Source organism: Bradyrhizobium sp. Crot121 (assembly GCF_059512385.1).
On record NZ_JCAMOR010000048.1, the window covers coordinates 41,992 to 62,402 of the forward strand.

Here is a 20,411-nt window from a genome sequence, read left to right on the forward strand (position 1 = left end):
AAAGCCGAAACATGGTCTCAGCAGCGGAACAACTCGCGTCCAACCTCAATTTCGCAGCGCTCGGCAAGGCCGAAGAGCTGAAGAAGCGCATCTGGTTCACGCTGGGTGCGCTGCTTGTTTATCGGCTCGGCACCTACATCCCGCTACCCGGCATCGACCCCAACGTGTGGGAGCAGGTGTTCCGCTCCCAGGCCGGCGGCATCCTCGGCATGTTCAACATGTTCGCCGGCGGCGGCATCCACCGCATGGCGATCTTCGCGCTGAACATCATGCCGTACATCTCGGCATCGATCATCATCCAGCTCCTGACCACCGTCTCGCCGCAGCTCGAGGCCCTGAAGAAGGAAGGCGAGGCCGGCCGCAAGATCCTGAACCAGTACACGCGCTATCTCACCGTGATCCTGGCCGCGTTCCAGTCCTACGGCATCGCGGTGGGGCTCGAGGGCGCCGGCAACGTCGTCACCGACCCCGGCATGTTCTTCCGCCTTTCGACCGCGATCACGCTGACCGGCGGCACCATGTTCTTGATGTGGCTCGGCGAGCAGATCACCTCGCGCGGCATCGGCAACGGCATTTCGCTGATCATTCTGTCCGGTATCGTCGCGGAACTGCCGTCGGCGCTGGCCAACATGCTCGAACTCGGCCGCCAGGGCGCAATGTCGACCGGGCTGATCCTGGTCGTGATCGTGATGGCGGTCGCCGTGATCGCCTTCATCGTGTTCATGGAGCGCGCCCAGCGCCGGCTCCTGATCCAGTATCCGAAGCGCCAGGTCGGCAACAAGATGTTCGAGGGCCAGTCCTCGCATCTGCCGCTCAAGCTCAACACCTCGGGCGTGATTCCGCCGATCTTCGCGTCCTCGCTGCTGTTGCTGCCGACCACGGTAGCGAACTTCAACGCCGGCTCGGGCCCGGAATGGATGCAGTGGATCACCACCCAGCTCAGCCATGGCCGGCCGCTGTTCCTGATCCTCTATCTGGCGCTGATCGTGTTCTTCGCCTTCTTCTACACGGCGATCGTGTTCAACCCGACCGAGACCGCGGACAATCTGAAGAAGCATGGCGGCTTCATCCCCGGCATCCGGCCCGGCGAGCGCACCGCAGAATATATCGACTATGTGCTGTCGCGCATCACTGTGGTTGGCGCGATCTATCTTGCGATCGTATGTCTCATCCCGGAGATTCTGATTTCCTACGCCTCCGTGCCGTTCTACTTTGGCGGTACCTCGCTTCTGATCGTGGTCAGCGTGACCATGGATACGGTGGCACAGGTTCAGGGCTATCTGCTCGCCCATCAGTATGAAGGGCTGATCAGAAAGTCCAAGCTCAGGGGCCGTCGCCGCTGATAGAGCGGAACGCGGGCGGCGCAAAAGTCAAAACCAAGGGTGTGCGGATCGCGCTCACCAAGCCGGGGGGCGAAAACTCATGAGATTGATCCTTTTGGGGCCGCCGGGCTCGGGCAAGGGGACCCAGGCCCAGCGGCTGGTTCAGAAGCACGGTATTGTCCAGCTCTCGACCGGCGAGATGTTGCGCGCCGCGGTTGCCGCCGGCACGCCGATCGGGCTGCAGGCCAAGGACATCATGGCCGCGGGCGGGCTTGTGCCCGACGAGATCGTGGTCGGCATCATCTCCGATCGAATCGATCAGGCCGATGCTAAGAACGGCTTCATCCTCGACGGTTTTCCGCGCACGGTTCCGCAGGCCGAGGCGCTGGATGACCTCTTGAAGAAGAAGCGCCTCAAGCTCGATGCTGTGGTCGAGCTTCGCGTCAATGAGAGTGCGCTACTCGAGCGGGTAGAGAAGCGCGCCGCCGAGACGCGGGCGCGCGGCGAGGAAGTCCGCGCCGACGATACGCCGGAAGTGCTGACCAAGCGGCTGGCGAGCTACCGCGTCCAGACCGAACCCCTGATTCACTATTATTCCGAGCGCCGCAAGCTGCTTACCGTAGATGGTATGATGACCATCGAGCACGTTACGAGCGAGATCAACCGGATCCTGGAAGCGCTCGGCGCCACGGAACCCAAGGCTGGACGGCGTGCCGCTCCAGCGAAGCGTTCTGGGTCTGGAACCGCCCGGAAGGGAACCAAGGCGCCTGCCAAGAAGGCGGCCGCCAAGACCAAGGGGACTGGCAAGGTCAAGGAGGGGGCCGGCAAGGGAACCAAAAAGGCCGCCACCTCGGCCCGGAAGGCCCGCAAAACGGTCTCAAAGGCCGCCAAGGCGAGGGGCGTCGGCAAGGCCAAGAAGACGGTAAGGCAGGCCGCCAAACGGCCCGCAAAAAAGCTCACGAAAAAGCGAGCTAAGCGCTAGGAGCGGTTGACGAAACCGACATGAATCCTTTAATAAGCCTCGCATCCAAGTCGGATAGTTTTATGACGATGCCGGGCCCCGAAGGAACGAGGGGAGGGCGTCGTGTTGGCGTTTGTGGACACCTGCCCGAGATAGCAGAGATCTAGGAAGCACCGATCCCAGGGGATCGGCGACAGGAGAGAAGGCCGTGGCCCGTATTGCCGGCGTGAATATCCCAACCAACAAGCGCGTGCTGATCGCGCTTCAGTACATCCATGGCATCGGCCAGAAGAACGCGGCCGACATCGTGGAGAAGGTCAAGATCCCGCTGGACCGTCGCGTCAGCCAGCTCACCGACCAGGAAGTGCTGCAGATCCGCGAAGTGATCGACCGCGACTACGTTGTGGAAGGCGACCTTCGCCGCGAGACCGGCATCAACATCAAGCGGCTGATGGACCTCGGCTGCTATCGCGGCCTGCGCCATCGCCGTGGCCTGCCGGTGCGCGGCCAGCGCACCCACACCAATGCGCGTACGCGCAAGGGGCCGGCCAAGGCGATCGCCGGCAAGAAGAAGTAAGTTTGCGAATAGCGATTGGCGTTGGCGAAGAGAATCATTCGCCATGCGCCATTCGCGTTTTGAGGTGTAGCCGCTGGCATTACGGCGGCGTTGAGATCATAGGAAAGGTTTGGAATGGGCAAGGAAGCCACCCGCGTACGCCGCCGCGAACGCAAGAACATCGCCTCCGGCATCGCGCATGTGAATTCGTCGTTCAACAACACCACGATCACCATCACCGACGCGCAGGGCAACACCATTGCCTGGTCTTCCGCGGGCACGATGGGTTTCAAAGGGTCGCGCAAGTCGACTCCGTATGCCGCACAGGTCGCGGCGGAGGACGTTTCCAAGAAGGCGCAGGAACACGGTATGCGCACACTGGAAGTCGAAGTCGCCGGTCCCGGTTCGGGCCGCGAGTCGGCGCTCCGCGCGCTGCAGGCCGCGGGCTTCACCGTCACCTCGATCCGCGACGTGACGACGATCCCGCACAATGGTTGCCGTCCGCGCAAGCGCCGGCGCGTCTGATTGTTGGTCGCGGGGCGGCTTTGCCGTCTCGCGATTGTTTTTGGAATTGACCGCGCGGACTAATCCGCGACGCCAGTAAGTTGATGTCGACTGGCCCAAATCGACTCACCAATGGGTGACACAGTGACGATCCAGAAGAATTGGCAGGAACTTATCCGACCAAACAAGCTGCAGGTGACGGCCGGCTCCGATGCCGCGCGGTTTGCGACCATTGTCGCCGAGCCGCTTGAGCGCGGCTTCGGCCAGACGCTCGGCAACGCGCTGCGCCGCATCCTGTTGTCCTCGCTGCAGGGCGCTGCCGTGCAGTCAGTGCACATCGATGGAGTGCTGCACGAGTTCTCCTCGATCGCGGGCGTCCGTGAGGACGTCACCGACATCGTCCTCAACATCAAGGACATCTCGATCAAGATGCAGGGCGAAGGCCCCAAGCGGATGGTCGTGAAGAAGCAGGGTCCGGGCGTTGTGACCGCCGGCGACATCCAGACCGTCGGCGACGTCGTGGTGCTCAATCCGGATCTCGTGCTCTGCACGCTGGATGATGGCGCGGAGATCCGCATGGAGTTCACGGTCTCGACCGGCAAGGGTTATGTGCCCGCCGAGCGCAACCGTCCCGAGGACGCGCCGATCGGCCTGATTCCGGTCGACAGCCTGTTCTCGCCGGTCCGCAAGGTCTCCTACAAGGTCGAGAACACCCGCGAGGGCCAGATCCTCGACTACGACAAGCTGACGATGACGATCGAGACCAACGGCGCGATCACGCCGGATGATGCCGTGGCCTATGCCGCGCGCATCCTGCAGGATCAGCTCAACGTGTTCGTCAACTTCGAGGAACCGCGCAAGGAAGTCGCGCAGGAGATCATCCCCGATCTCGCCTTCAACCCGGCGTTCCTCAAGAAGGTCGACGAGCTCGAACTGTCGGTGCGTTCGGCCAACTGCCTGAAGAACGACAACATCGTCTATATCGGCGACCTCGTGCAGAAGTCGGAAGCGGAAATGCTCCGCACCCCGAACTTCGGCCGCAAGTCCCTGAACGAGATCAAGGAAGTGCTGGCCCAGATGGGGCTGCATCTCGGCATGGAAGTGCCGGGCTGGCCGCCGGAGAACATCGACGAACTCGCCAAGCGCTTCGAGGATCATTACTGATCCGGGATCATTACTGAGTTTTCGTCGTTCCGGGGCGATGCGGGAGCATCTAACCCGGAACCTCGAGATTCCGGATCGCCGCTTCGCGACGTCCGGAATGACTTGGGGCGAACACAGGAAGCCCACCTGGAAACATGTCCGACGAACCGTCGTGGCACAGAGAGTTAAGGAATAGATCATGCGTCACGGAAGGGTTCATCGGAAGCTCAATCGCACGGCCGAGCATCGGCGCGCGATGTTCGCCAACATGGCTGCGGCCCTGATCAAGCACGAGCAGATCGTCACCACGCTGCCGAAGGCCAAGGAGCTGCGCCCGATCGTCGAGAAGCTGGTCACGCTCGGCAAGAAGGGCGGGCTGGCGCTGCGCCGCCAGGCGATCTCGGAGCTGCGCGACGTCGACATGGTCAAGAAGCTGTTCGACACGCTGGCGCCCCGCTACAAGGATCGTCAAGGCGGCTACACCCGCATCATCAAGGCCGGCTTCCGCTACGGCGACAACGCCGCGATGGCCGTGATCGAGTTCGTCGACCGCGATGTCGACGCCAAGGGCAAGGATTCCGGCCCGGTGCAGGAAAAGGAAGCCGAGGCGGCGTAAGCCTTCTCCGGCCTGGTTTTCAGAAAGCGGCGCCACCGAGCGCCGCTTTTTCATTTCGGTCCGTAGGATGGGTAGAGTGCAGAGAAACCCATCATTCGCTCGGCTTGTTTCGTCGCGATGGGTTTCGCTGCGCTCTACCCATCCTGCGATTCTACGATTCCGCTCGGCGACGCTTTTCATTTTTGCACGGATACGTTGGCCCGACGTCAGCCATGCTGCATCAGGCAATTGCGTCCGTATCTCGGGCTCCCGATATCTCGGTGATCGAATTTACGGAGATACAGCATGAAGATCGATCTTTCGGGAAAGACCGCGCTCGTCACGGGCTCGACTGCCGGCATTGGACTGGCCATTGCCCGCGGCCTGGCGGCAACCGGCGCGGAGGTGATCGTCAACGGCCGCAACCAGCCCAAGATCGATGCCGCCGTCGCCGCGATTCAGAAGGCGGTCGCAGGCGCCAAGGTGCGCGGCATCGCCGCCGACGTTTCCACAGCCGCGGGATGCAAAGCATTGCTATCGGCACAGCCCGATGTCGATATCCTCATCAACAATGCCGGCATCTTCGAACCGAAGAACTTCTTCGAGATTCCAGACGAGGACTGGACCCGCTTCTTCGAGGTCAACGTGATGTCAGGCGTGCGCCTGTCCCGTGGCTATATGCAGGGCATGCTGAAGCGCAACTGGGGCCGCATCGTCTTCATCGCCTCCGAATCTGCGCTCAGCATTCCGAAGGAGATGATCCAGTACGGCATGACCAAGACCGCGCAGCTTTCGATCTCGCGCGGGCTCGCTGAGCTGACCCGCGGCACGGCGGTGACCGTCAATTCGGTGATGCCCGGGCCGACCTTATCGGAAGGCGTGGACACCTTCGTCAAGGATCTCGCCAGGCAGAATGGTGAGCCGGAGGACGAGGCGATTGCGAACTTCGTCAAGCAGCACCGCCCGACCTCGCTCCTGCAGCGCTTCGCCAGCGTCGACGAGATCGCCAACATGGTGGTCTATGTTGCTTCGAAGGAAGCCTCCGCCACCAACGGCGCCGCGCTTCGCGTCGAAGGCGGTATCATCAACACCATCTGAGGGGGCTCGCGCTCCGTCATTGCGGGCGTAAGCGAAGCAATCCATAGTACCGCTTACTGAGGCATGGATTGCTTCGTCGCTGTCGCTCCTCGCAATGACGAGGGAGAGGGCGCGGGCTCAGTTATAGGGTGGGCAAAGCGTAGCGTGCCCCACCATGACGAGCACGGCGATAGAAGGAGGGCACGCTTTACGGATCCGCACTTTTGCCGGAGGCCCGGATTGCGTAAAACCGTTCCATGAAGTTGACCCTGTCCACCCGCCACCAGCGGCTGGTTAAGATCACCTCGGCGCGCTGGCAGCGACGTGCGATCTTTCTGCTCGGTGGCATCGTTGTTGGCGCGGCTGCGGTGCTGCTGGCACAGCTCGCCGATCTGGCGCAGCAGGCTTTCGCGATGCTGCTGTCCAAGTCGCGTTATGCATCGCTTCTGGTCACGCCGATCGGCTTTGGGCTGTCGGCGTTGCTGACGGCGAGGCTGTTTCCGAACGCCCAGGGCAGCGGCATTCCGCAGGCGATCGCCGCGCGTCATCTCACCAACCAGCAGGCGAGGGAGCGGCTCGTATCCATCCGGATCGCGGTCGGAAAGATCATCCTGACCCTCTTTGGCCTGCTATGCGGGGCTTCGATCGGCCGTGAAGGGCCAACGGTCCAGGTCGGTGCGTCCATCATGTTCGCAGTCGGACGCGTGTCGCCGCGGCGGCAGCCGGGATTGATCCTGGCCGGTGCCGCGGCCGGTGTTGCGGCCGCCTTCAACACGCCGCTCGCGGGCATCGTGTTTGGCATCGAGGAGATGAGCCGCGCTTTCGAAACGCGTACCAGCAGCCTGATCATCGCCGCGGTGATTGCTGCAGGCCTGACGTCGCTCGCCCTGGTGGGCAGTTATGACTATTTTGGTACGACCGCGGTGACGTTGAACCGGGGCATCGACTGGCTCGTCGTTCCCGTTTGCGGAGTCGTCGGCGGATTGATGGGCGGACTGTTTAGTCGCATCGTCATTATCATGGCGCGCGGCCTTCCCGGCTCTGTCGGACAGGCGATACGACGCCGTCCGGTGCCATTTGCGGTGCTGTGCGGCCTCGCGGTCGCGCTGTGTGGACTTGTTTCCGGCGACACCATCTATGGCACGGGCTACTCGGAGGTGAAGGCTGCACTTGAGAGCAGCGCGCCATTGCCTGACGACTTCGGATTATTGAAGTTCCTGGCCACCGCCTTGGCAGCCGTCAGCGGCATTCCGGGCGGCATCTTTTCGCCCTCGTTGGCGGTGGGCGCCGGACTGGGCTCGAACGTGGCGTCCTTCTTTCACGAAACGCCACTGGCGGCGATCATGCTGCTCGGCATGGTCTCGTATTTCGCCGGTGTCGTGCAAGCCCCCATCACGGCGTTCGTCATCGTCACCGAGATGACCGGCGATCACACCATGGTGGTGCCGCTGATGACCGCGGCGTTGATTGCCTACGGCACCTCGCGATTGGTCTGCGAGGAAGGAATCTACCACGCGCTCGCCAAAGGCTTCATCGAGCGCTCAACGCCGGCTGCGGACGCGGCGCGTCCGCCGGTTCAGCCATGAGATGAGCGGACGCCCAGGCGCAAGGCTACCACCCCTCCAGCACGATCTTGCCGCGCGACTTGCCGCTTTCGAGCAGCGCATGCGCGCGCTTCAGATTGGCCGCGTTGATGGTGCCGAACGTCTCGGCGAGCGTGGTGCGCAATACGCCCTTGTCGATGAGGTCGGCGACATCGTTCAGCAGATGGTGCTGCGCGATCATGTCCGGCGTCTGGAACGAGGAGCGCGTGAACATCGATTCCCAGTGCACCGAGATCGCCTTGCCCTTGAACGCACTGACATTGAATTCCGGCGGGTCGTCGATCAGGCCGTACTTGCCCTGCGGCGCCATGAAGTCGGCGATCGCCTTGTAGTGCTGGTCGGTATAGGTGAGACTGGCGACGAGGCCGACCGGCGGCAGCTTCAATTTCTCGAGCTGCTCCTTCATCGGTTTGCCATGATCGACCACCGCATGCGCGCCGAGCTCGAGGCACCATTTCTGCGACTCCGGCCGCGTCGCGGTCGCGACCACCGTCAGGCCGGTCAGCCGCCGCGCAAGCTGGATCAGGATCGAGCCGACGCCGCCGGCGCCGCCGACGATCAGCAGCGATCGCGGATCGAGGCTCTTGCCGGGCACGGCGCCCAGCCGGTCAAACAGCAGTTCCCAGGCCGTGATCGAGGTCAGGGGCAGGGCGGCGGCCTGAGCGAACGACAGCGTCTTCGGCTTCGCGCCGACGATCAGCTCATCGACAAGATGGAATTCCGAATTGGTGCCCTGGCGCAGGATCGAGCCCGCATAGAAGACCTCGTCCCCTCGCTTGAACAGGCTGACGTCGGGGCCGACAGCGTCGACTACGCCGGCCGCGTCGAAGCCCAGAATCTTGACCTCGCCCTCGGGCGGGGCGGCGCGCTTGCGCACCTTGTAGTCGACGGGATTGGCGGATATCGCCTTCACCGCGACCCGGATGTCGCGCCCTTTGGGCTCCGGTTTGGCGGCATCGAAATCGAACAGCGATTCTGCGTCCTCGATCGGCAGGGATTTCTTGTATCCGACGGCCTTCATTGCCTTCTCCCTTGTCTGGCTGCGATCTAACTCTCGCGCTGGCGCTCAGTTGGCAAGTACGGTAAATTCAGGGAACTAGTCCCTGTTTGGATACTATTGGAAGAAAGCCCATGAAACGGCGGAATTTTGCCCATCGGCCGGGCTGCGCGGTCGAGGCGACGCTCGACCTGATCGATGGCAAATGGAAGGGGGTCATCCTGTTCCATCTGTTGTCCGGGACCCAGCGGTTTGGCGAGTTGCGGCGGCGGATGCCCGGCATCACCCAGCGCATGCTGACCAAGCAACTCCGTGCGCTCGAAGAGGACAAGCTCATCATCCGCAAGGTTTATGCCGAGGTGCCGCCGCGGGTCGAATACACCGTGTCCGACATCGGCGAGAGCCTGCGGCCGGTGATCGAGATCCTGAAGCAATGGGGCGAGACTCACCGGGCGCAGCTGTCCTGTGCTCCCGCGCCCGATCCCATCGAAGCGGCGCAGACCGCCGCCTGAACGCAGCAATCGCTTCTCTCGCCACTGGCTCACGCCTATATCACGACGATCAATTCCCGGGATTCTTGCATGATGCTCATTCGCCTAGCCGCCCTGTTGTTGATGTCTGCTGTCGCCGCGACACCGGCGCTGGCGCAGGACCGCCGCGTGCCGTCTTCGCCGGCCGAGCTGAAAATGTCCTACGCGCCGATCGTGCAGCGCGTGCAGCCGGCGGTCGTCAACGTCTACGCCGCCAAGACGGTGCAGACCCGCAATCCGTTCCTGGATGACCCGATCTTCCGCCGCTTCTTCGGCGTGCCCGGCCAGCCCGAGCAGATGCAGCGCTCGCTTGGCTCCGGCGTGATGGTCGATCCCTCCGGCCTCGTCGTCACCAACAACCACGTCATCGAGGGCGCCGATCAGGTGAAGATCTCGCTCGCCGACAAGCGCGAGTTCGAGGCCGAGATCGTGCTCAAGGACAGCCGCACCGACCTCGCGGTGCTGCGCGTGAAGGACTCGAAAGAGAAATTCGCGACGCTTGATTTCGCCAATTCCGACGAACTCTTGGTCGGCGACGTCGTGCTTGCGATCGGCAATCCCTTCGGCGTCGGCCAGACCGTGACGCATGGCATCATTTCGGCGCTCGCGCGTACGCAAGTCGGCATCACCGACTACCAGTTCTTCATCCAGACCGATGCGGCCATTAATCCCGGCAATTCCGGCGGCGCGCTGGTCGACATGACCGGGCGGCTCGCCGGCATCAACACCGCGATCTTCTCGCGCTCTGGCGGTTCGCAGGGCATCGGCTTTGCGATTCCCGCGAACATGGTGCGTGTTGTGGTGGCCTCCGCCAAGAGCGGCGGCAAGGCGGTGAAGCGGCCATGGCTTGGCGCGCGGCTGCAGGCGGTGACGCCTGACATCGCCGAGACGCTCGGGCTGAAGCTGCCAAACGGCGCACTGGTCGCGAACGTCGCGCCAAACAGCCCGGCATCGCATGCGGGGCTGAAGCCGTCGGACCTGATCGTTGCGATCGATGGCCAGACCATCGATGATCCCAACGCCTTCGACTACCGTTTTGCAACGCGTCCGCTCGGCGGCACCGCCCAGATCGACGTGCAGCGCGGCGGCAAGACCATCAAGCTCACCGTGCCGCTGGAGACCGCACCCGATACGGGGCGCGACGAGATCGTGCTGACCGCGCGCTCGCCGTTCCAGGGCGCCAAGGTCGCAAACATCTCGCCGGCGCTTGCGGACGAGCTGCATCTCGATGCCGGGGTCGAAGGCGTGGTGGTTACCGACCTCGCCGATGACGGCACGGCTGCCAATGTCGGCTTCCAGAAGGGAGACATCATCCTCGCCGTCAACAACCAGAAGATCGCGCGCACCGGCGATCTCGAGAAGGCCTCGAAAGCGACGTCGCGGATCTGGCGCATCACGCTGGTGCGAGGCGGCCAGCAGATCAACGTGACTCTCGGCGGATGAACGCGAAGCGTCAGCGCGAACCCAGCACCAATCTCTTTGCCGCGGCAGGGATGGAGCAGGATGCGCCGCGTCCGCTCCCCGATCGGCTCCGTCCGCACCAGCTTTCCGACGTCGTCGGCCAGGATCACATCCTCGGCCCCGATGGCGCGCTGACGCGCATGCTGGAGACGCGCACGCTGGGCTCGCTGATCTTCTGGGGCCCGCCGGGCACTGGCAAGACCACGGTGGCGCGGCTTTTGGCCGATGCGACCGAACTGCATTTCGAGCAGATTTCCGCGGTGTTTTCCGGGGTTGCCGATCTGAAGAAAGCGTTCGACGCGGCGCGCGCGCGGCGCGAGACCGGCAAGGGCACGCTGTTGTTCGTCGACGAGGTCCATCGCTTCAACCGCGCCCAGCAGGATTCCTTCCTGCCCGTGATGGAAGACGGCACGGTGGTGCTGGTCGGCGCGACCACCGAAAATCCGTCGTTCGAACTCAACGCCGCGCTCCTGTCGCGGGCACGCGTGCTGGTGTTCCATTCGCTCGACGCCGAAGCGATCGAAAAGCTCTACGCCCATGCCGAAGAGGTCGAAGGCAGGAAGCTGCCGCTGGATGCGGAGGCGCGCGCCGTGCTGGTGCGGATGGCCGACGGCGACGGCCGCGCCGCGCTGACACTGGCCGAAGAGGTCTGGCGCTCTGCGCGGAAGGACGAGGTCTTCAACCCCGCCCAGTTGCAGGACATCCTGCAGCGCCGCGCGCCGATCTACGATAAATCCGCCGACGGCCATTACAACCTGATCTCGGCGCTGCATAAATCTGTGCGCGGCTCCGATCCGGACGCGGCGTTGTATTATTTCGCGCGCATGCTTGATGCCGGCGAGGATCCGCTGTTCCTGGCGCGGCGCGTGGTACGCATGGCGGTCGAGGACATCGGCCTTGCCGATCCGCAGGCGCTGGTGATCGCCAATGCCGCCAAGGACGCCTATGATTTTCTCGGCTCGCCCGAGGGCGAACTCGCGATCGCGCAGGCCGTGGTCTATGTCGCGACCGCGCCGAAATCGAATGCCGTCTACACCGCATTCGGTGCGGCGAAGCAGGTCGCGAAGGAGGGGGGCTCCCTGCTTCCGCCCAAGCACATCCTGAACTCCCCGACCAAATTGATGAAGTCGGAAGGCTACGGCGCCGGCTACCAGTACGACCACGATGCGCCCGACGCCTTCTCCGGCCAGGACTACTTTCCGGAAGCCCTGGGCCGTCAGACCTTTTACGATCCGCCCGACCGCGGCTTCGAGCGCGAAATCCGCAAGCGGCTGGACTATTGGGCAAGGCTGAGGAAAGAGCGGGGCGGGACGTAAGACCGCCCCGACTCTCAAATCGCTAGCTTGCCTTGGCGGGTGCGCCGGCACGCATCCAGCCGAGGATGGTTTCGAGACGCGCGACCACATCCGGGATCTCCAGGATCTGTTGCATCTTTTCGATGCCGACCTCCAGGACCTGGGCGAGGACGTCGGCGAGCACGCCCGGCTCTCGGGCGTAGCGGTAGAGCGACGGCGGCAGCACGGTGTTAGTGAAGCCTTGATACGCCTCGAAGATTTCGCGCGTGAGCGCGAAGGCTTCGGTATCGACCGCGCGTAGCTCTCCGATTGGGGCCACTTCAGCCGCCAGGAAATCATCCTCGACTGGCCTCACAATGGCGACACGTTCTGCACAAGAGACTTTCACCCGGAAGTCTCCGTTCGGAAGTTGTACGCGATGAATGATGTCCGCTATCACTCCAACCGAATAGAGCGCTTCGAAATCGGGATTGTCATCTTCGGCCCGTTTCTGGGTCACCACGACGATGCGCCCATCATTGGCCACCGCGCGATCGAGCGCCCGCCGCGTCTTGTCGCGTCCGACAAATATCCACGAGATCAATTGCGGAAAAAACACGACGTCGCGCATCGGCGCGACCGGGAAGGCTGCGTTGCCGCTGACGGAAGGCACAGATGATTTTTTCGGTGGGACCGCAACCGGCTGGCTTGACTGGATGGCCGCCGACAGCACGTTCCAGTCATGAAAGCCCAGGGTCTTGGCGACCAGTTCAAGGCTCTCGCTGTGGCTGACGGAAATAGATTTGGTCTTGAGCGCATCGCGCAGCGTCTGCGCCATGGCCTTGGCATCGCGGAAATCGCGCATGGATCGTCCTCTGCTGTAAGCGAACGAGAAATCGTCAGGTGCTTGCGTTGCTGACTCGTTCGCCGGGGCAAAGGAAGCCGGAAGCGGCTCGATACGTTCACCATACCCTGTTCGGGCGCAAGCAGCGGGTCGTATCCACCCGCGGAAAATATGCATGGCGTTCCCGACACTGTCAACGAGTATAGGTGGCTCGTTGCACGCGTCTCGTCAAACCGACGTCACCTTTTGGAGGTTTTGCGCGGGATTTGCGGTGATTTCGCCGTGACGGCCAGCCGCATTTGCGCTACGCAACACTCGACCTCTGGAGCCGAACAGCATGAGCCGCCGCGTCAAGAGACCATTGTCAAAATCGGGCGATCGTGGTGATCGCCCGAAGGGCGCGCGGCCCTTTCGCAATCGTCACGAGGGCGATCGGCCGCCGATGCATCGCGCGGGCGCAAAGCCGCCGCGCTTTGCCCAGCCGCGGCGGGAGAAATCGGCCCCGCCCGTTGCAGCAGAGCCCGCGAAAGCTGCCGCCGAGCTGCCGTTGCCGACAAAAGTCCAGACCGTCACCGTGACCGCTGACGAGAACAACATGCGCGTCGACCGGTTTCTCGAGGCGCGGTTTCCCGGGCTGTCGTTCTCCCATATCCAGCGCATCGTTCGAAAGGGCGAGCTGCGCGTCAATGGCAAGCGCGCCGACAGCAAGGACCGGTTGGAGGAGGGACAGAGCGTACGCATCCCGCCGTTGAAGCTCGATGCCCCGAAGGTGGTTGGTCAGCTCTCCGAGGCCGCGACGAAGACGCTTGCCGCGCTGAAGGAGATGACGCTGTTCGAGGACGCCGACGTGCTGGTCCTGAACAAGCCCGCCGGGCTTGCCGTGCAGGGCGGCTCCGGCACCACGCGCCATATCGACCAGATGCTGGAAGTGATGCGCGACGCCAAGGGCCAGAAGCCGCGCCTGGTGCACCGGATCGACAAGGAGACCTCGGGCTGTCTCCTGGTTGCGAAAACGCGCTTTGCCGCCACGCATCTGACCGGCGCGTTTCGTTCGCGCTCGGCGCGCAAAATCTATTGGGCGCTGGTGGCCGGCGTGCCGAAGCCGAAGCAGGGGCGCATCTCGACCTATCTTGCGAAAGAGGAGGGCGAGGACGACACGATCATGCGGATCGCCGCCCATGGCGACGAGGGCGCGAGCCACGCCGTGACCTATTACGCGGTGGTCGAAACCGCTGCGCAGAAGCTGGGGTGGGTATCGCTGAAGCCGGTCACGGGACGCACCCACCAGTTGCGCGCGCATATGGCGCATATTGGTCACGCCATCGTGGGCGATCCCAAATATTTCAATCGTGAGAATTGGGAACTTCCGGGCGGGTTGCAGAACAGGCTGCATCTGCTTGCGCGGCGCATCGTGATTCCGCATCCGCGCGGCGGAGTCATCGACGTTAGCGCGCCGCTGCCGCCGCATATGCAGCAATCCTGGAACCTGCTGGGGCTTGACACCAGCCGGTTCGACCCGATCGAGAACGCGCCGGAAGAATAATTTATTTGCGGTTTCGCCGTGGCGTTCCAACATATGCTGTATGAAGCATTCTGCGCTCTTGCTCGCGCTTGCCTTGCTGCTCGCAGCGCCCCCTGCGTCAGCACAGTTCATTGCGCCTGGCAGTAACCCGAACCTGCTTCCGCCGCCTCCCTCGCCGCCGCCGCCCCCAAAGATTGTGGCGCCGACGACGCCGATGATGCGCGGCGAACCAGAAGCTCAGTTGCAGCCACTGCCAGGTCCCCGCGCGTCGGCCCGCAGATCGTTCAGCGACCGTGTCAGAGGCTGCCTCGACGAGGGCGCGGCTGCTGGCCTGAATCCTGCTGATCGCGCCACCTATTCGCGCAGTTGCGCCGCCCGTGACTGACGGCTGATCTGGCCAGCTTTATTTGCAGCGGCGCCTGCCTTATCCTGCTAGCAGACGAAGCCCAACGGAAGCTTGCATGCGCGAATTGTTCGATGAAGAGGCGGGACAATCCCCGCTGGATCCGCAGGAGGCAGCGCGCCGCAACGTGCGCGCGCCGCAGCGCAAGCGCTTCTATAAAGGCGCCGATGTCGCAGAAGACGAGGGCGGCTTTGCCGTGACGCTCGACGGCCGGCCGATCCGTACGCCATCGGGAAAGAAGGTGACGGCGCCCGCGCGCGCAATCGCGGACGCCGTCGCTGCCGAGTGGAACGCGCAAGGAGAGACGATCGATCCGCTGACCATGCCGCTGACGCGCTTTGCCAACAGCGTCATCGAAGGCGTGGTCGATCGCGTCGACGTGGTCGCGGACGACGTCGCAAAATATCTCGGGTCGGATCTGTTGTTCTATCGCGCCGGCCATCCGGAGGCGCTGGTCGCCCGTGAGGCCGAGCATTGGGACCCGATCCTGTTCTGGGCCGCAGATACGCTCGGCGCGCATTTCATCCTCGCGGAGGGCATCGTGCACGTCGCCCAGCCGGAAAGCGCGATCAAAGCCGCGCGCGAGGCGTTTCCGAGCGATCCATGGTCGGTGGCGGCGTTGCATGTGGTGACGACGCTCACCGGATCGGCATTGCTTGCGCTGGCCCTCACCCATGGTTTTAGGGGCCCCGCCCAGATCTGGGCCGCCGCCCATGTCGACGAGGACTGGAACACCGAGCAATGGGGCGTGGACGAGGAGGTCGCCGCGCGCCGCGCCGCACGGCTGGTCGATTTCAATGCGGCCGCCAGCATCCTGAAGACGCTGAACTGAGGTCCTTTACCGCAACCGCCACCTGCTAAGTTAACGGGAGGTTTACGGCGCGTCGGTAGGCTCTAGCCTTTCCAGCCGAGACCCTCCGACATGGCGTTGACCATCAATCCCGTGCTGCCGGTGCTTTCCGCCAAGGAGGTGGGCAGCGTCGCGCCCGATCTCGTTCTGCAGCCGGGAAGCGTGATCAATGCGCAGGTGCTGAAAGTGCTCTCCGCCGACCTGGTGCGGATCGCGATCTCGAGCCTGTCGATCGACGTGCTCTCGGAAGTTCCCTTGAAGGAAGGTCAGGCGCTGCAGCTCGCAGTGTCCCAGACCAAAGACGGGATCCGTCTTGCGATGCTCGGGCAGGGCGATGCCGTCGCCGACGATGCGGTGACGCTATCGCCCGACGCGCAGCTCGCCGCCGCCAATCCCTCGACCACGACCCAGTCCAGGAACGTGCTCACGCCGGTAGAGCGCGCGGCCGTCGCCAACGCCGCGCAAAATGCAGCGACGGTGCAGCAGAGCCTGGCGCCGCTGTTTGCCAATCTCGGTGCACTGGCCGCCGCGGGTAACCTTCCGCCAAGGCTGCAGCAGGCGATTGCGCAGGCGCTGACGCAGCAGACCCGGCTCGACCAGAACCTTGGCGGCGGCGATATCAAGAATGCGTTCGAGCGCTCCGGCCTGTTCTTCGAGGCGTCGCTGGCCGCCGGCACCGCGTCGTCGGCCGCGGGCGCCCCCGATCTGAAGGCCGCGCTGATCGTGCTGCGGCAGACCCTGCAGTCGTCGCTCGGCACGGCGAATCCGGCGCCATCGGCCGCCACCGCCCAGGGACAGGCCGCGGCTCATCCCGTACTCACCCAAAATCTCGTGCCACCCGATATCGAGGTCGAGGAAATCCTGCTGCCGCAGGCGCGCCTTCCGGTCGCTGAGGACCTGGTGATGCCGGGCAGCCTCGGCCGAGGCCCATCGAATGCGGGCCCCTCCGCCGGTGCGACGCTGAATCTGCTGCAGGAACTCGGCAATTCCGCGCGTCTCACTGACATCGCGACCGATGTCACCGTTCACACCAACACGCCGCCACCGCCGTTCCGCGGCGCGCTGCCGACCGCCCAGCCCGTCGCCTCGCCATCCGTGGCGCCGGATATGCCGCTCGCCGCCGTCGCTCATCATCTGCTTGGCGACACTGATGCCGCGTTGGCGCGGCAGACGCTGCTGCAGGTGGCGTCCCTGCCGGACCGCATCGATCCCGCGCATCAGCAGATCGATACCTCGTCGCCGCGCTGGCAGTTCGAAATCCCGTTTGCGACGCCACAGGGCACGGCGATGGCCCAGTTCGAGATTTCCCGCGACGGCGGCGGCGGTGTTGAGGCCGAGGCCGCCAAGCGCATCTGGCGGGCGCGTTTCTCGCTCGATGTCGAACCGGCGGGCCCGATCCACGCGCTGATCTCGCTGATCGGCGACAAGACTTCGGTGCGGATGTGGGCGGAACGCCCGGCGACCGCCGCGCAGCTTCGCGCCAGCGCGCCGCAGTTGAGCCAGGCGCTGGGCCGGGCCGAGCTTCTGCCTGGCGACATCGTGATCCAGGACGGCGCGCCGCCGCAGGCAGCACCGGCTCGCGCCGGCCATTTCCTGGACCGCGCGCTATGACCGTCGAGACCAAGAGCCAGCTCGCGGTCGCCCTGCATTACGACCACGGCGGTGCGCCGACGGTGGTTGCCAAGGGCAGGGGGGCGATTGGCGCCAAGATCATCGAGCTTGCGAAAGCACACGACATCCCGATCGAGGAGAACGAGGTCCTGGCGGGCGCACTTTCCAATGTCGAGCTCGGCGACGAGATCCCCGTCGAGCTCTACAAGGCGGTAGCTGAAGTGCTGGTGTTCGTGCTGCGCCTCTCGGGCCGCGGCCGGTAAGGTTCTTGCCATCGTTTCATCACGATGGCATCCATCATGGCCTGCTCCTCAAGCCATCAGGTTCAGCCGTGATCAATCGCCGCCAAGCGCTCGGTCTCCTCACCGCCGCGTCCGTTTTGCCGACCCGCAGCTTTGCCAACGTGTCCTACCAGCGCAACGAGTTTCGCGACAGCCTGGCGCGGCGCTTCTTCGAGCTCGGCACCGAGGGGACCTTCGTCGCCTACAAGGTCGACGACTACCTGATCATCGCCAGCGACAAGCGGAGGTCGAGCGAGGGCAAATTGCCGGCCTCGACCTTCAAGATCCCGAACTCGATCATCGCGCTGGACACCGGCGTGGTCGAGGATCCCGACAAGGACGTGTTCAAGTGGGATGGCGTGACGCGCAGCATCGAGGCCTGGAACAAGGACCATACGCTGCGCTCGGCGATCGCCGTTTCCGCCGTGCCGGTCTATCAGGAGATCGCGCGGCGCATCGGCGAAGAGCGGATGAAGAAATATCTCGATCTGCTCGAATACGGCAACCAAGACATCGGCGGCGGCATCGACCAGTTCTGGCTGACGGGAAACCTGCGCATCGATCCGGTGCAGCAGATCGATTTCGTGGACCGGCTGCGGCGCGGCACGTTGCCGGTCTCCAAGCGCGCCCAGGAATTGACGCGCGACATCCTGCCGGTGACGAAGGTGGGAGATGCCACCATCCGCGCCAAGAGCGGCCTCGTCGGCGCCGAGGTCGGCAAGCCTTCGCTCGGCTGGCTGGTCGGCTGGGTCGAGAAGGGGTCCTCCGTCACCGTGTTCGCGATGAACATGGACTGCAAGAACGAGAGCCACATCGCCGCCCGCATGACCGTGACGCAGCAATGCCTTGCAGATATCGTGGCGTATTGATGGCTGATGCGCGCCCGCACCGGCTGGTGCGCAAATCAATGCCAGACTAGCATCTCCGTACAACGAAAAATCGTACGGAGGAAACCATGCATTCTGCTTCAGTCTGGCTCTCGTCGCTCACACTTGCCGCCGCCGGCGGCTGGTTCGCGGCCACGATGTTTGCCGCGCCGGCGACCAGCAAGGAGCCGCGCTTTCCGCAGCTCACCATGGACCAGCTTGACGAAAAGCAGCGTCCGCTCGGCGAGCAGATTATGAAGGTCTCGAGCGTCGGCATCGGCGGCCCCTACAACCCGATGATCCGCAGCCCCGTGCTCGGCCAGCGGCTGTTCGACCTGTTCTATTATTTGCGCTGGCAGACCTCGGTCCCGACCAAGCTCAATGAATTTGCAATCCTGATCATCGGCCGGCAATGGCGCTCGCAGGTCGAATGGTTCGCGCATGCACCGCTCGCGGCCAAGGCCGGCCTGTCACCCGATATCATTGCCGAGCTGAAAGCCAACAAGCGACCGTCGCACATGGCCGAGGATGAGGCCGCGGTCTATGACTTCGTCACTGAGCTCACCACCACCAAGAAGGTATCCGACGAAACCTATGCGCGGACGAAGAAGGTGTTCAACGATCAGCAGATCGTGGATTTGACCGCGGTCGCCGGCAACTATGTCATGGTCGCGATGATGCTTGCCATGGCGGAGGAGACCGTGCCGCCTGGCAAGGAGGAGCCTTTCAAGGTGGGGGAGTGATGGAGCGGCGGCGAACGAGGGCGGTGAACAACCGGGATCGTCCCGGCCGCCAAATGATCAGGTCTGAGGTGACTTCGCCTTTCCGATCCGTCCCATGTGAGTGAAGCCGAATCCCGCCTGATATTTCAGTCCGTAGCCGAGCGCGCGGTCGATGCCGATATGGGCGAGCCAGATCATTGCGATCGAGAGCACCAGCGGCTCGGCGGTGGCAAAGCCAACGGTCATCAGGGCCACGGGCGCCATGTAGCTGTGGGCGGCATTGTAGATGACCGCGCCCTCCTTGGGGCCGAATGCATAGCCGGCGAAGCTCAAATCGGGTGCCAGGAACAGGATCGCGTAGACCCACCACGAGCCGCCCCAGACCCCGTACAGCACCGTCATGCCCACAAACAGCGTCAGGCCTTCCAGCCTGAGCAATAGGCGAACGCCGCCCGTGACCGAGCCGGCCTCAGCTGTCGTGTTATCCATGGTCTTTCTCCCCCAATTTGCGCTGATCAGATACCGCCGGTGCCCGGGATTCGGGGCAAGAAGGTGGTTTCCGGTTCAGAAAATGCCGTGTTAGAACCCCGCGCGGGTTCCAGCACCCAATCACTAGCTAATGCGGGCGGAAGCAAATGAAAGATATCCTCGACACCCTCGAAGAGCGGCGCGCCGGCGCAAAGCTGGGCGGCGGGGAGAAGCGCATCGAGGCGCAGCATGCCCGCGGCAAGCTGACCGCACGGGAGCGCATCGAGCTGCTGCTCGACAAGGGATCGTTCGAGGAATTCGACATGTTCGTCGAGCACCGCTCGATCGAGTTCGGCATGGAGAAGACCAAGGTTCCCGGCGACGGCGTCGTCACCGGCTGGGGCACCGTCAACGGCCGCAGGACCTTCGTCTTCGCCAAGGATTTCACCGTGTTCGGCGGCTCGCTGTCGGAGACACACGCGCTGAAAATTACAAAACTCCAGGACATGGCGATGAAGGCGAGGGCGCCGATCATCGGCCTCTATGACGCCGGCGGCGCCCGCATCCAGGAAGGCGTCGCCGCGCTGGCCGGCTATTCCTACGTGTTCCGCCGCAACGTCGTCGCCTCCGGCGTGATCCCGCAGATCTCCGTCATCATGGGCCCGTGCGCCGGCGGCGACGTCTATTCGCCGGCGATGACCGATTTCATCTTCATGGTGAAGAACACCAGCTACATGTTCGTGACCGGCCCCGACGTGGTGAAGACCGTGACCAACGAGGTGGTGACGGCGGAGGAACTCGGCGGCGCCTCGGTGCACGC

At 63.8% G+C, this 20,411-nt stretch carries 21 protein-coding genes; 18 read left to right on the top strand and 3 right to left on the bottom strand.

The annotated features are described in order from the left end of the window. Positions 1 to 11 precede the first annotated feature (11 nt). From secY to AC5ZGW_RS31180, 8 genes are all read left to right on the top strand, one after another. On the top strand, positions 12 to 1,343 hold the full coding sequence (secY, locus tag AC5ZGW_RS31145) for a preprotein translocase subunit SecY (protein WP_028168145.1): 1,332 nt from the start codon (positions 12 to 14) through the stop codon (positions 1,341 to 1,343). A gap of 79 nt (positions 1,344 to 1,422) precedes the next feature. Further along, positions 1,423 to 2,304, top strand: a complete 882-nt coding sequence (locus tag AC5ZGW_RS31150) for an adenylate kinase (protein ID WP_130225559.1) — start codon at positions 1,423 to 1,425, stop codon at positions 2,302 to 2,304. 187 nt (positions 2,305 to 2,491) lie between these two features. Next, on the top strand, positions 2,492 to 2,860 hold the full coding sequence (gene rpsM / locus AC5ZGW_RS31155; RefSeq protein WP_028168143.1) for a 30S ribosomal protein S13: 369 nt from the start codon (positions 2,492 to 2,494) through the stop codon (positions 2,858 to 2,860). 114 nt (positions 2,861 to 2,974) lie between these two features. After that, positions 2,975 to 3,364, top strand: coding sequence for a 30S ribosomal protein S11 (gene rpsK / locus AC5ZGW_RS31160; RefSeq protein WP_006021048.1), 390 nt, complete (start codon positions 2,975 to 2,977; stop codon positions 3,362 to 3,364). A gap of 111 nt (positions 3,365 to 3,475) precedes the next feature. Next, on the top strand, positions 3,476 to 4,507 hold the full coding sequence (locus AC5ZGW_RS31165) for a DNA-directed RNA polymerase subunit alpha (RefSeq protein ID WP_035692244.1): 1,032 nt from the start codon (positions 3,476 to 3,478) through the stop codon (positions 4,505 to 4,507). Between the two features lie 178 nt (positions 4,508 to 4,685). Further along, positions 4,686 to 5,102 carry a 50S ribosomal protein L17 gene (rplQ, locus tag AC5ZGW_RS31170; protein WP_028168141.1) on the top strand — a complete coding sequence of 139 codons (417 nt, stop codon included), beginning with the start codon at positions 4,686 to 4,688 and terminating at the stop codon, positions 5,100 to 5,102. Positions 5,103 to 5,387: 285 nt separating this feature from the next. After that, the gene (locus AC5ZGW_RS31175; protein WP_130225558.1) at positions 5,388 to 6,179 is read left to right on the top strand and encodes an SDR family NAD(P)-dependent oxidoreductase; all 792 of its coding nucleotides are present in this window, start codon (positions 5,388 to 5,390) and stop codon (positions 6,177 to 6,179) included. 236 nt (positions 6,180 to 6,415) lie between these two features. Beyond that, entirely contained in the window at positions 6,416 to 7,744 is a 1,329-nt protein-coding gene (locus AC5ZGW_RS31180; RefSeq protein ID WP_130225557.1) for a chloride channel protein, read from the top strand. A gap of 25 nt (positions 7,745 to 7,769) precedes the next feature. Here the strand turns inward: AC5ZGW_RS31180 and AC5ZGW_RS31185 are convergent, their stop codons facing one another. After that, the gene (locus AC5ZGW_RS31185) at positions 7,770 to 8,783 is read right to left on the bottom strand and encodes a zinc-binding alcohol dehydrogenase family protein (RefSeq protein WP_130225556.1); all 1,014 of its coding nucleotides are present in this window, start codon (positions 8,781 to 8,783) and stop codon (positions 7,770 to 7,772) included. 110 nt (positions 8,784 to 8,893) lie between these two features. On the opposite strand from AC5ZGW_RS31185, the gene AC5ZGW_RS31190 reads away from it, so the two are divergent. The 3 genes from AC5ZGW_RS31190 to AC5ZGW_RS31200 all read left to right on the top strand — a co-directional run bounded on the left by AC5ZGW_RS31190 (position 8,894) and on the right by AC5ZGW_RS31200 (position 12,066). Next, on the top strand, positions 8,894 to 9,271 hold the full coding sequence (locus tag AC5ZGW_RS31190) for a winged helix-turn-helix transcriptional regulator (RefSeq protein WP_130225555.1): 378 nt from the start codon (positions 8,894 to 8,896) through the stop codon (positions 9,269 to 9,271). A gap of 69 nt (positions 9,272 to 9,340) precedes the next feature. Further along, positions 9,341 to 10,732 carry a DegQ family serine endoprotease gene (locus AC5ZGW_RS31195; protein ID WP_130225554.1) on the top strand — a complete coding sequence of 464 codons (1,392 nt, stop codon included), beginning with the start codon at positions 9,341 to 9,343 and terminating at the stop codon, positions 10,730 to 10,732. Next, a complete protein-coding gene (locus AC5ZGW_RS31200) occupies positions 10,729 to 12,066 on the top strand; it encodes a replication-associated recombination protein A (RefSeq protein ID WP_474418721.1) in 1,338 nt (445 codons plus the stop codon). The genes AC5ZGW_RS31195 and AC5ZGW_RS31200 overlap by 4 nt, the downstream gene beginning before the upstream one ends. A gap of 22 nt (positions 12,067 to 12,088) precedes the next feature. Here the strand turns inward: AC5ZGW_RS31200 and AC5ZGW_RS31205 are convergent, their stop codons facing one another. Further along, positions 12,089 to 12,889, bottom strand: a complete 801-nt coding sequence (locus AC5ZGW_RS31205; RefSeq protein WP_130225553.1) for an LON peptidase substrate-binding domain-containing protein — start codon at positions 12,887 to 12,889, stop codon at positions 12,089 to 12,091. A 316-nt stretch (positions 12,890 to 13,205) separates the two neighbouring features. Here AC5ZGW_RS31205 and AC5ZGW_RS31210 point away from each other — a divergent pair, with 316 nt between their 5' ends. The 6 genes from AC5ZGW_RS31210 (at position 13,206) to AC5ZGW_RS31235 (ending at position 19,144) form a co-directional block, all read left to right on the top strand. Further along, positions 13,206 to 14,411, top strand: coding sequence for an RluA family pseudouridine synthase (locus AC5ZGW_RS31210; protein ID WP_028168135.1), 1,206 nt, complete (start codon positions 13,206 to 13,208; stop codon positions 14,409 to 14,411). Positions 14,412 to 14,851: 440 nt separating this feature from the next. Next, positions 14,852 to 15,625: an ATP12 family chaperone protein gene (locus AC5ZGW_RS31215; protein WP_474418720.1), complete on the top strand. Its 774-nt coding sequence runs from the start codon at positions 14,852 to 14,854 to the stop codon at positions 15,623 to 15,625. A gap of 90 nt (positions 15,626 to 15,715) precedes the next feature. After that, positions 15,716 to 17,254, top strand: a complete 1,539-nt coding sequence (gene fliK, locus AC5ZGW_RS31220; RefSeq protein ID WP_474418719.1) for a flagellar hook-length control protein FliK — start codon at positions 15,716 to 15,718, stop codon at positions 17,252 to 17,254. After that, the gene (locus AC5ZGW_RS31225) at positions 17,251 to 17,517 is read left to right on the top strand and encodes an EscU/YscU/HrcU family type III secretion system export apparatus switch protein (protein WP_130225551.1); all 267 of its coding nucleotides are present in this window, start codon (positions 17,251 to 17,253) and stop codon (positions 17,515 to 17,517) included. Before fliK ends, AC5ZGW_RS31225 begins: the two co-directional genes overlap by 4 nt. A 68-nt stretch (positions 17,518 to 17,585) precedes the next feature. After that, positions 17,586 to 18,404 carry a class D beta-lactamase gene (blaOXA, locus tag AC5ZGW_RS31230; RefSeq protein ID WP_130225574.1) on the top strand — a complete coding sequence of 273 codons (819 nt, stop codon included), beginning with the start codon at positions 17,586 to 17,588 and terminating at the stop codon, positions 18,402 to 18,404. A gap of 86 nt (positions 18,405 to 18,490) precedes the next feature. Beyond that, a complete protein-coding gene (locus tag AC5ZGW_RS31235) occupies positions 18,491 to 19,144 on the top strand; it encodes a carboxymuconolactone decarboxylase family protein (RefSeq protein WP_130225550.1) in 654 nt (217 codons plus the stop codon). A gap of 57 nt (positions 19,145 to 19,201) precedes the next feature. Here the strand turns inward: AC5ZGW_RS31235 and AC5ZGW_RS31240 are convergent, their stop codons facing one another. Next, positions 19,202 to 19,612, bottom strand: coding sequence for a DUF4260 domain-containing protein (locus tag AC5ZGW_RS31240; RefSeq protein WP_130225549.1), 411 nt, complete (start codon positions 19,610 to 19,612; stop codon positions 19,202 to 19,204). A 146-nt stretch (positions 19,613 to 19,758) separates the two neighbouring features. On the opposite strand from AC5ZGW_RS31240, the gene AC5ZGW_RS31245 reads away from it, so the two are divergent. Continuing rightward, positions 19,759 to 20,411: carboxyl transferase domain-containing protein (locus AC5ZGW_RS31245; RefSeq protein ID WP_496114014.1), on the top strand; the 653-nt coding region annotated here is incomplete at its 3' end.

Coding starts and splice junctions, on each gene's coding strand:
- secY (WP_028168145.1), top strand. CDS start 12: ATGGTCTCAGCAGCGGAACAACTCGCGTCCAACCTCAATTTCGCAGCG.
- AC5ZGW_RS31150 (WP_130225559.1), top strand. CDS start 1,423: ATGAGATTGATCCTTTTGGGGCCGCCGGGCTCGGGCAAGGGGACCCAG.
- rpsK (WP_006021048.1), top strand. CDS start 2,975: ATGGGCAAGGAAGCCACCCGCGTACGCCGCCGCGAACGCAAGAACATC.
- AC5ZGW_RS31165 (WP_035692244.1), top strand. CDS start 3,476: ATGGGTGACACAGTGACGATCCAGAAGAATTGGCAGGAACTTATCCGA.
- rplQ (WP_028168141.1), top strand. CDS start 4,686: ATGCGTCACGGAAGGGTTCATCGGAAGCTCAATCGCACGGCCGAGCAT.
- AC5ZGW_RS31175 (WP_130225558.1), top strand. CDS start 5,388: ATGAAGATCGATCTTTCGGGAAAGACCGCGCTCGTCACGGGCTCGACT.
- AC5ZGW_RS31180 (WP_130225557.1), top strand. CDS start 6,416: ATGAAGTTGACCCTGTCCACCCGCCACCAGCGGCTGGTTAAGATCACC.
- AC5ZGW_RS31185 (WP_130225556.1), bottom strand. CDS start 8,783: ATGAAGGCCGTCGGATACAAGAAATCCCTGCCGATCGAGGACGCAGAA.
- AC5ZGW_RS31190 (WP_130225555.1), top strand. CDS start 8,894: ATGAAACGGCGGAATTTTGCCCATCGGCCGGGCTGCGCGGTCGAGGCG.
- AC5ZGW_RS31195 (WP_130225554.1), top strand. CDS start 9,341: ATGATGCTCATTCGCCTAGCCGCCCTGTTGTTGATGTCTGCTGTCGCC.
- AC5ZGW_RS31200 (WP_474418721.1), top strand. CDS start 10,729: ATGAACGCGAAGCGTCAGCGCGAACCCAGCACCAATCTCTTTGCCGCG.
- AC5ZGW_RS31205 (WP_130225553.1), bottom strand. CDS start 12,889: ATGCGCGATTTCCGCGATGCCAAGGCCATGGCGCAGACGCTGCGCGAT.
- AC5ZGW_RS31210 (WP_028168135.1), top strand. CDS start 13,206: ATGAGCCGCCGCGTCAAGAGACCATTGTCAAAATCGGGCGATCGTGGT.
- AC5ZGW_RS31215 (WP_474418720.1), top strand. CDS start 14,852: ATGCGCGAATTGTTCGATGAAGAGGCGGGACAATCCCCGCTGGATCCG.
- fliK (WP_474418719.1), top strand. CDS start 15,716: ATGGCGTTGACCATCAATCCCGTGCTGCCGGTGCTTTCCGCCAAGGAG.
- AC5ZGW_RS31225 (WP_130225551.1), top strand. CDS start 17,251: ATGACCGTCGAGACCAAGAGCCAGCTCGCGGTCGCCCTGCATTACGAC.
- AC5ZGW_RS31235 (WP_130225550.1), top strand. CDS start 18,491: ATGCATTCTGCTTCAGTCTGGCTCTCGTCGCTCACACTTGCCGCCGCC.
- AC5ZGW_RS31240 (WP_130225549.1), bottom strand. CDS start 19,612: ATGGATAACACGACAGCTGAGGCCGGCTCGGTCACGGGCGGCGTTCGC.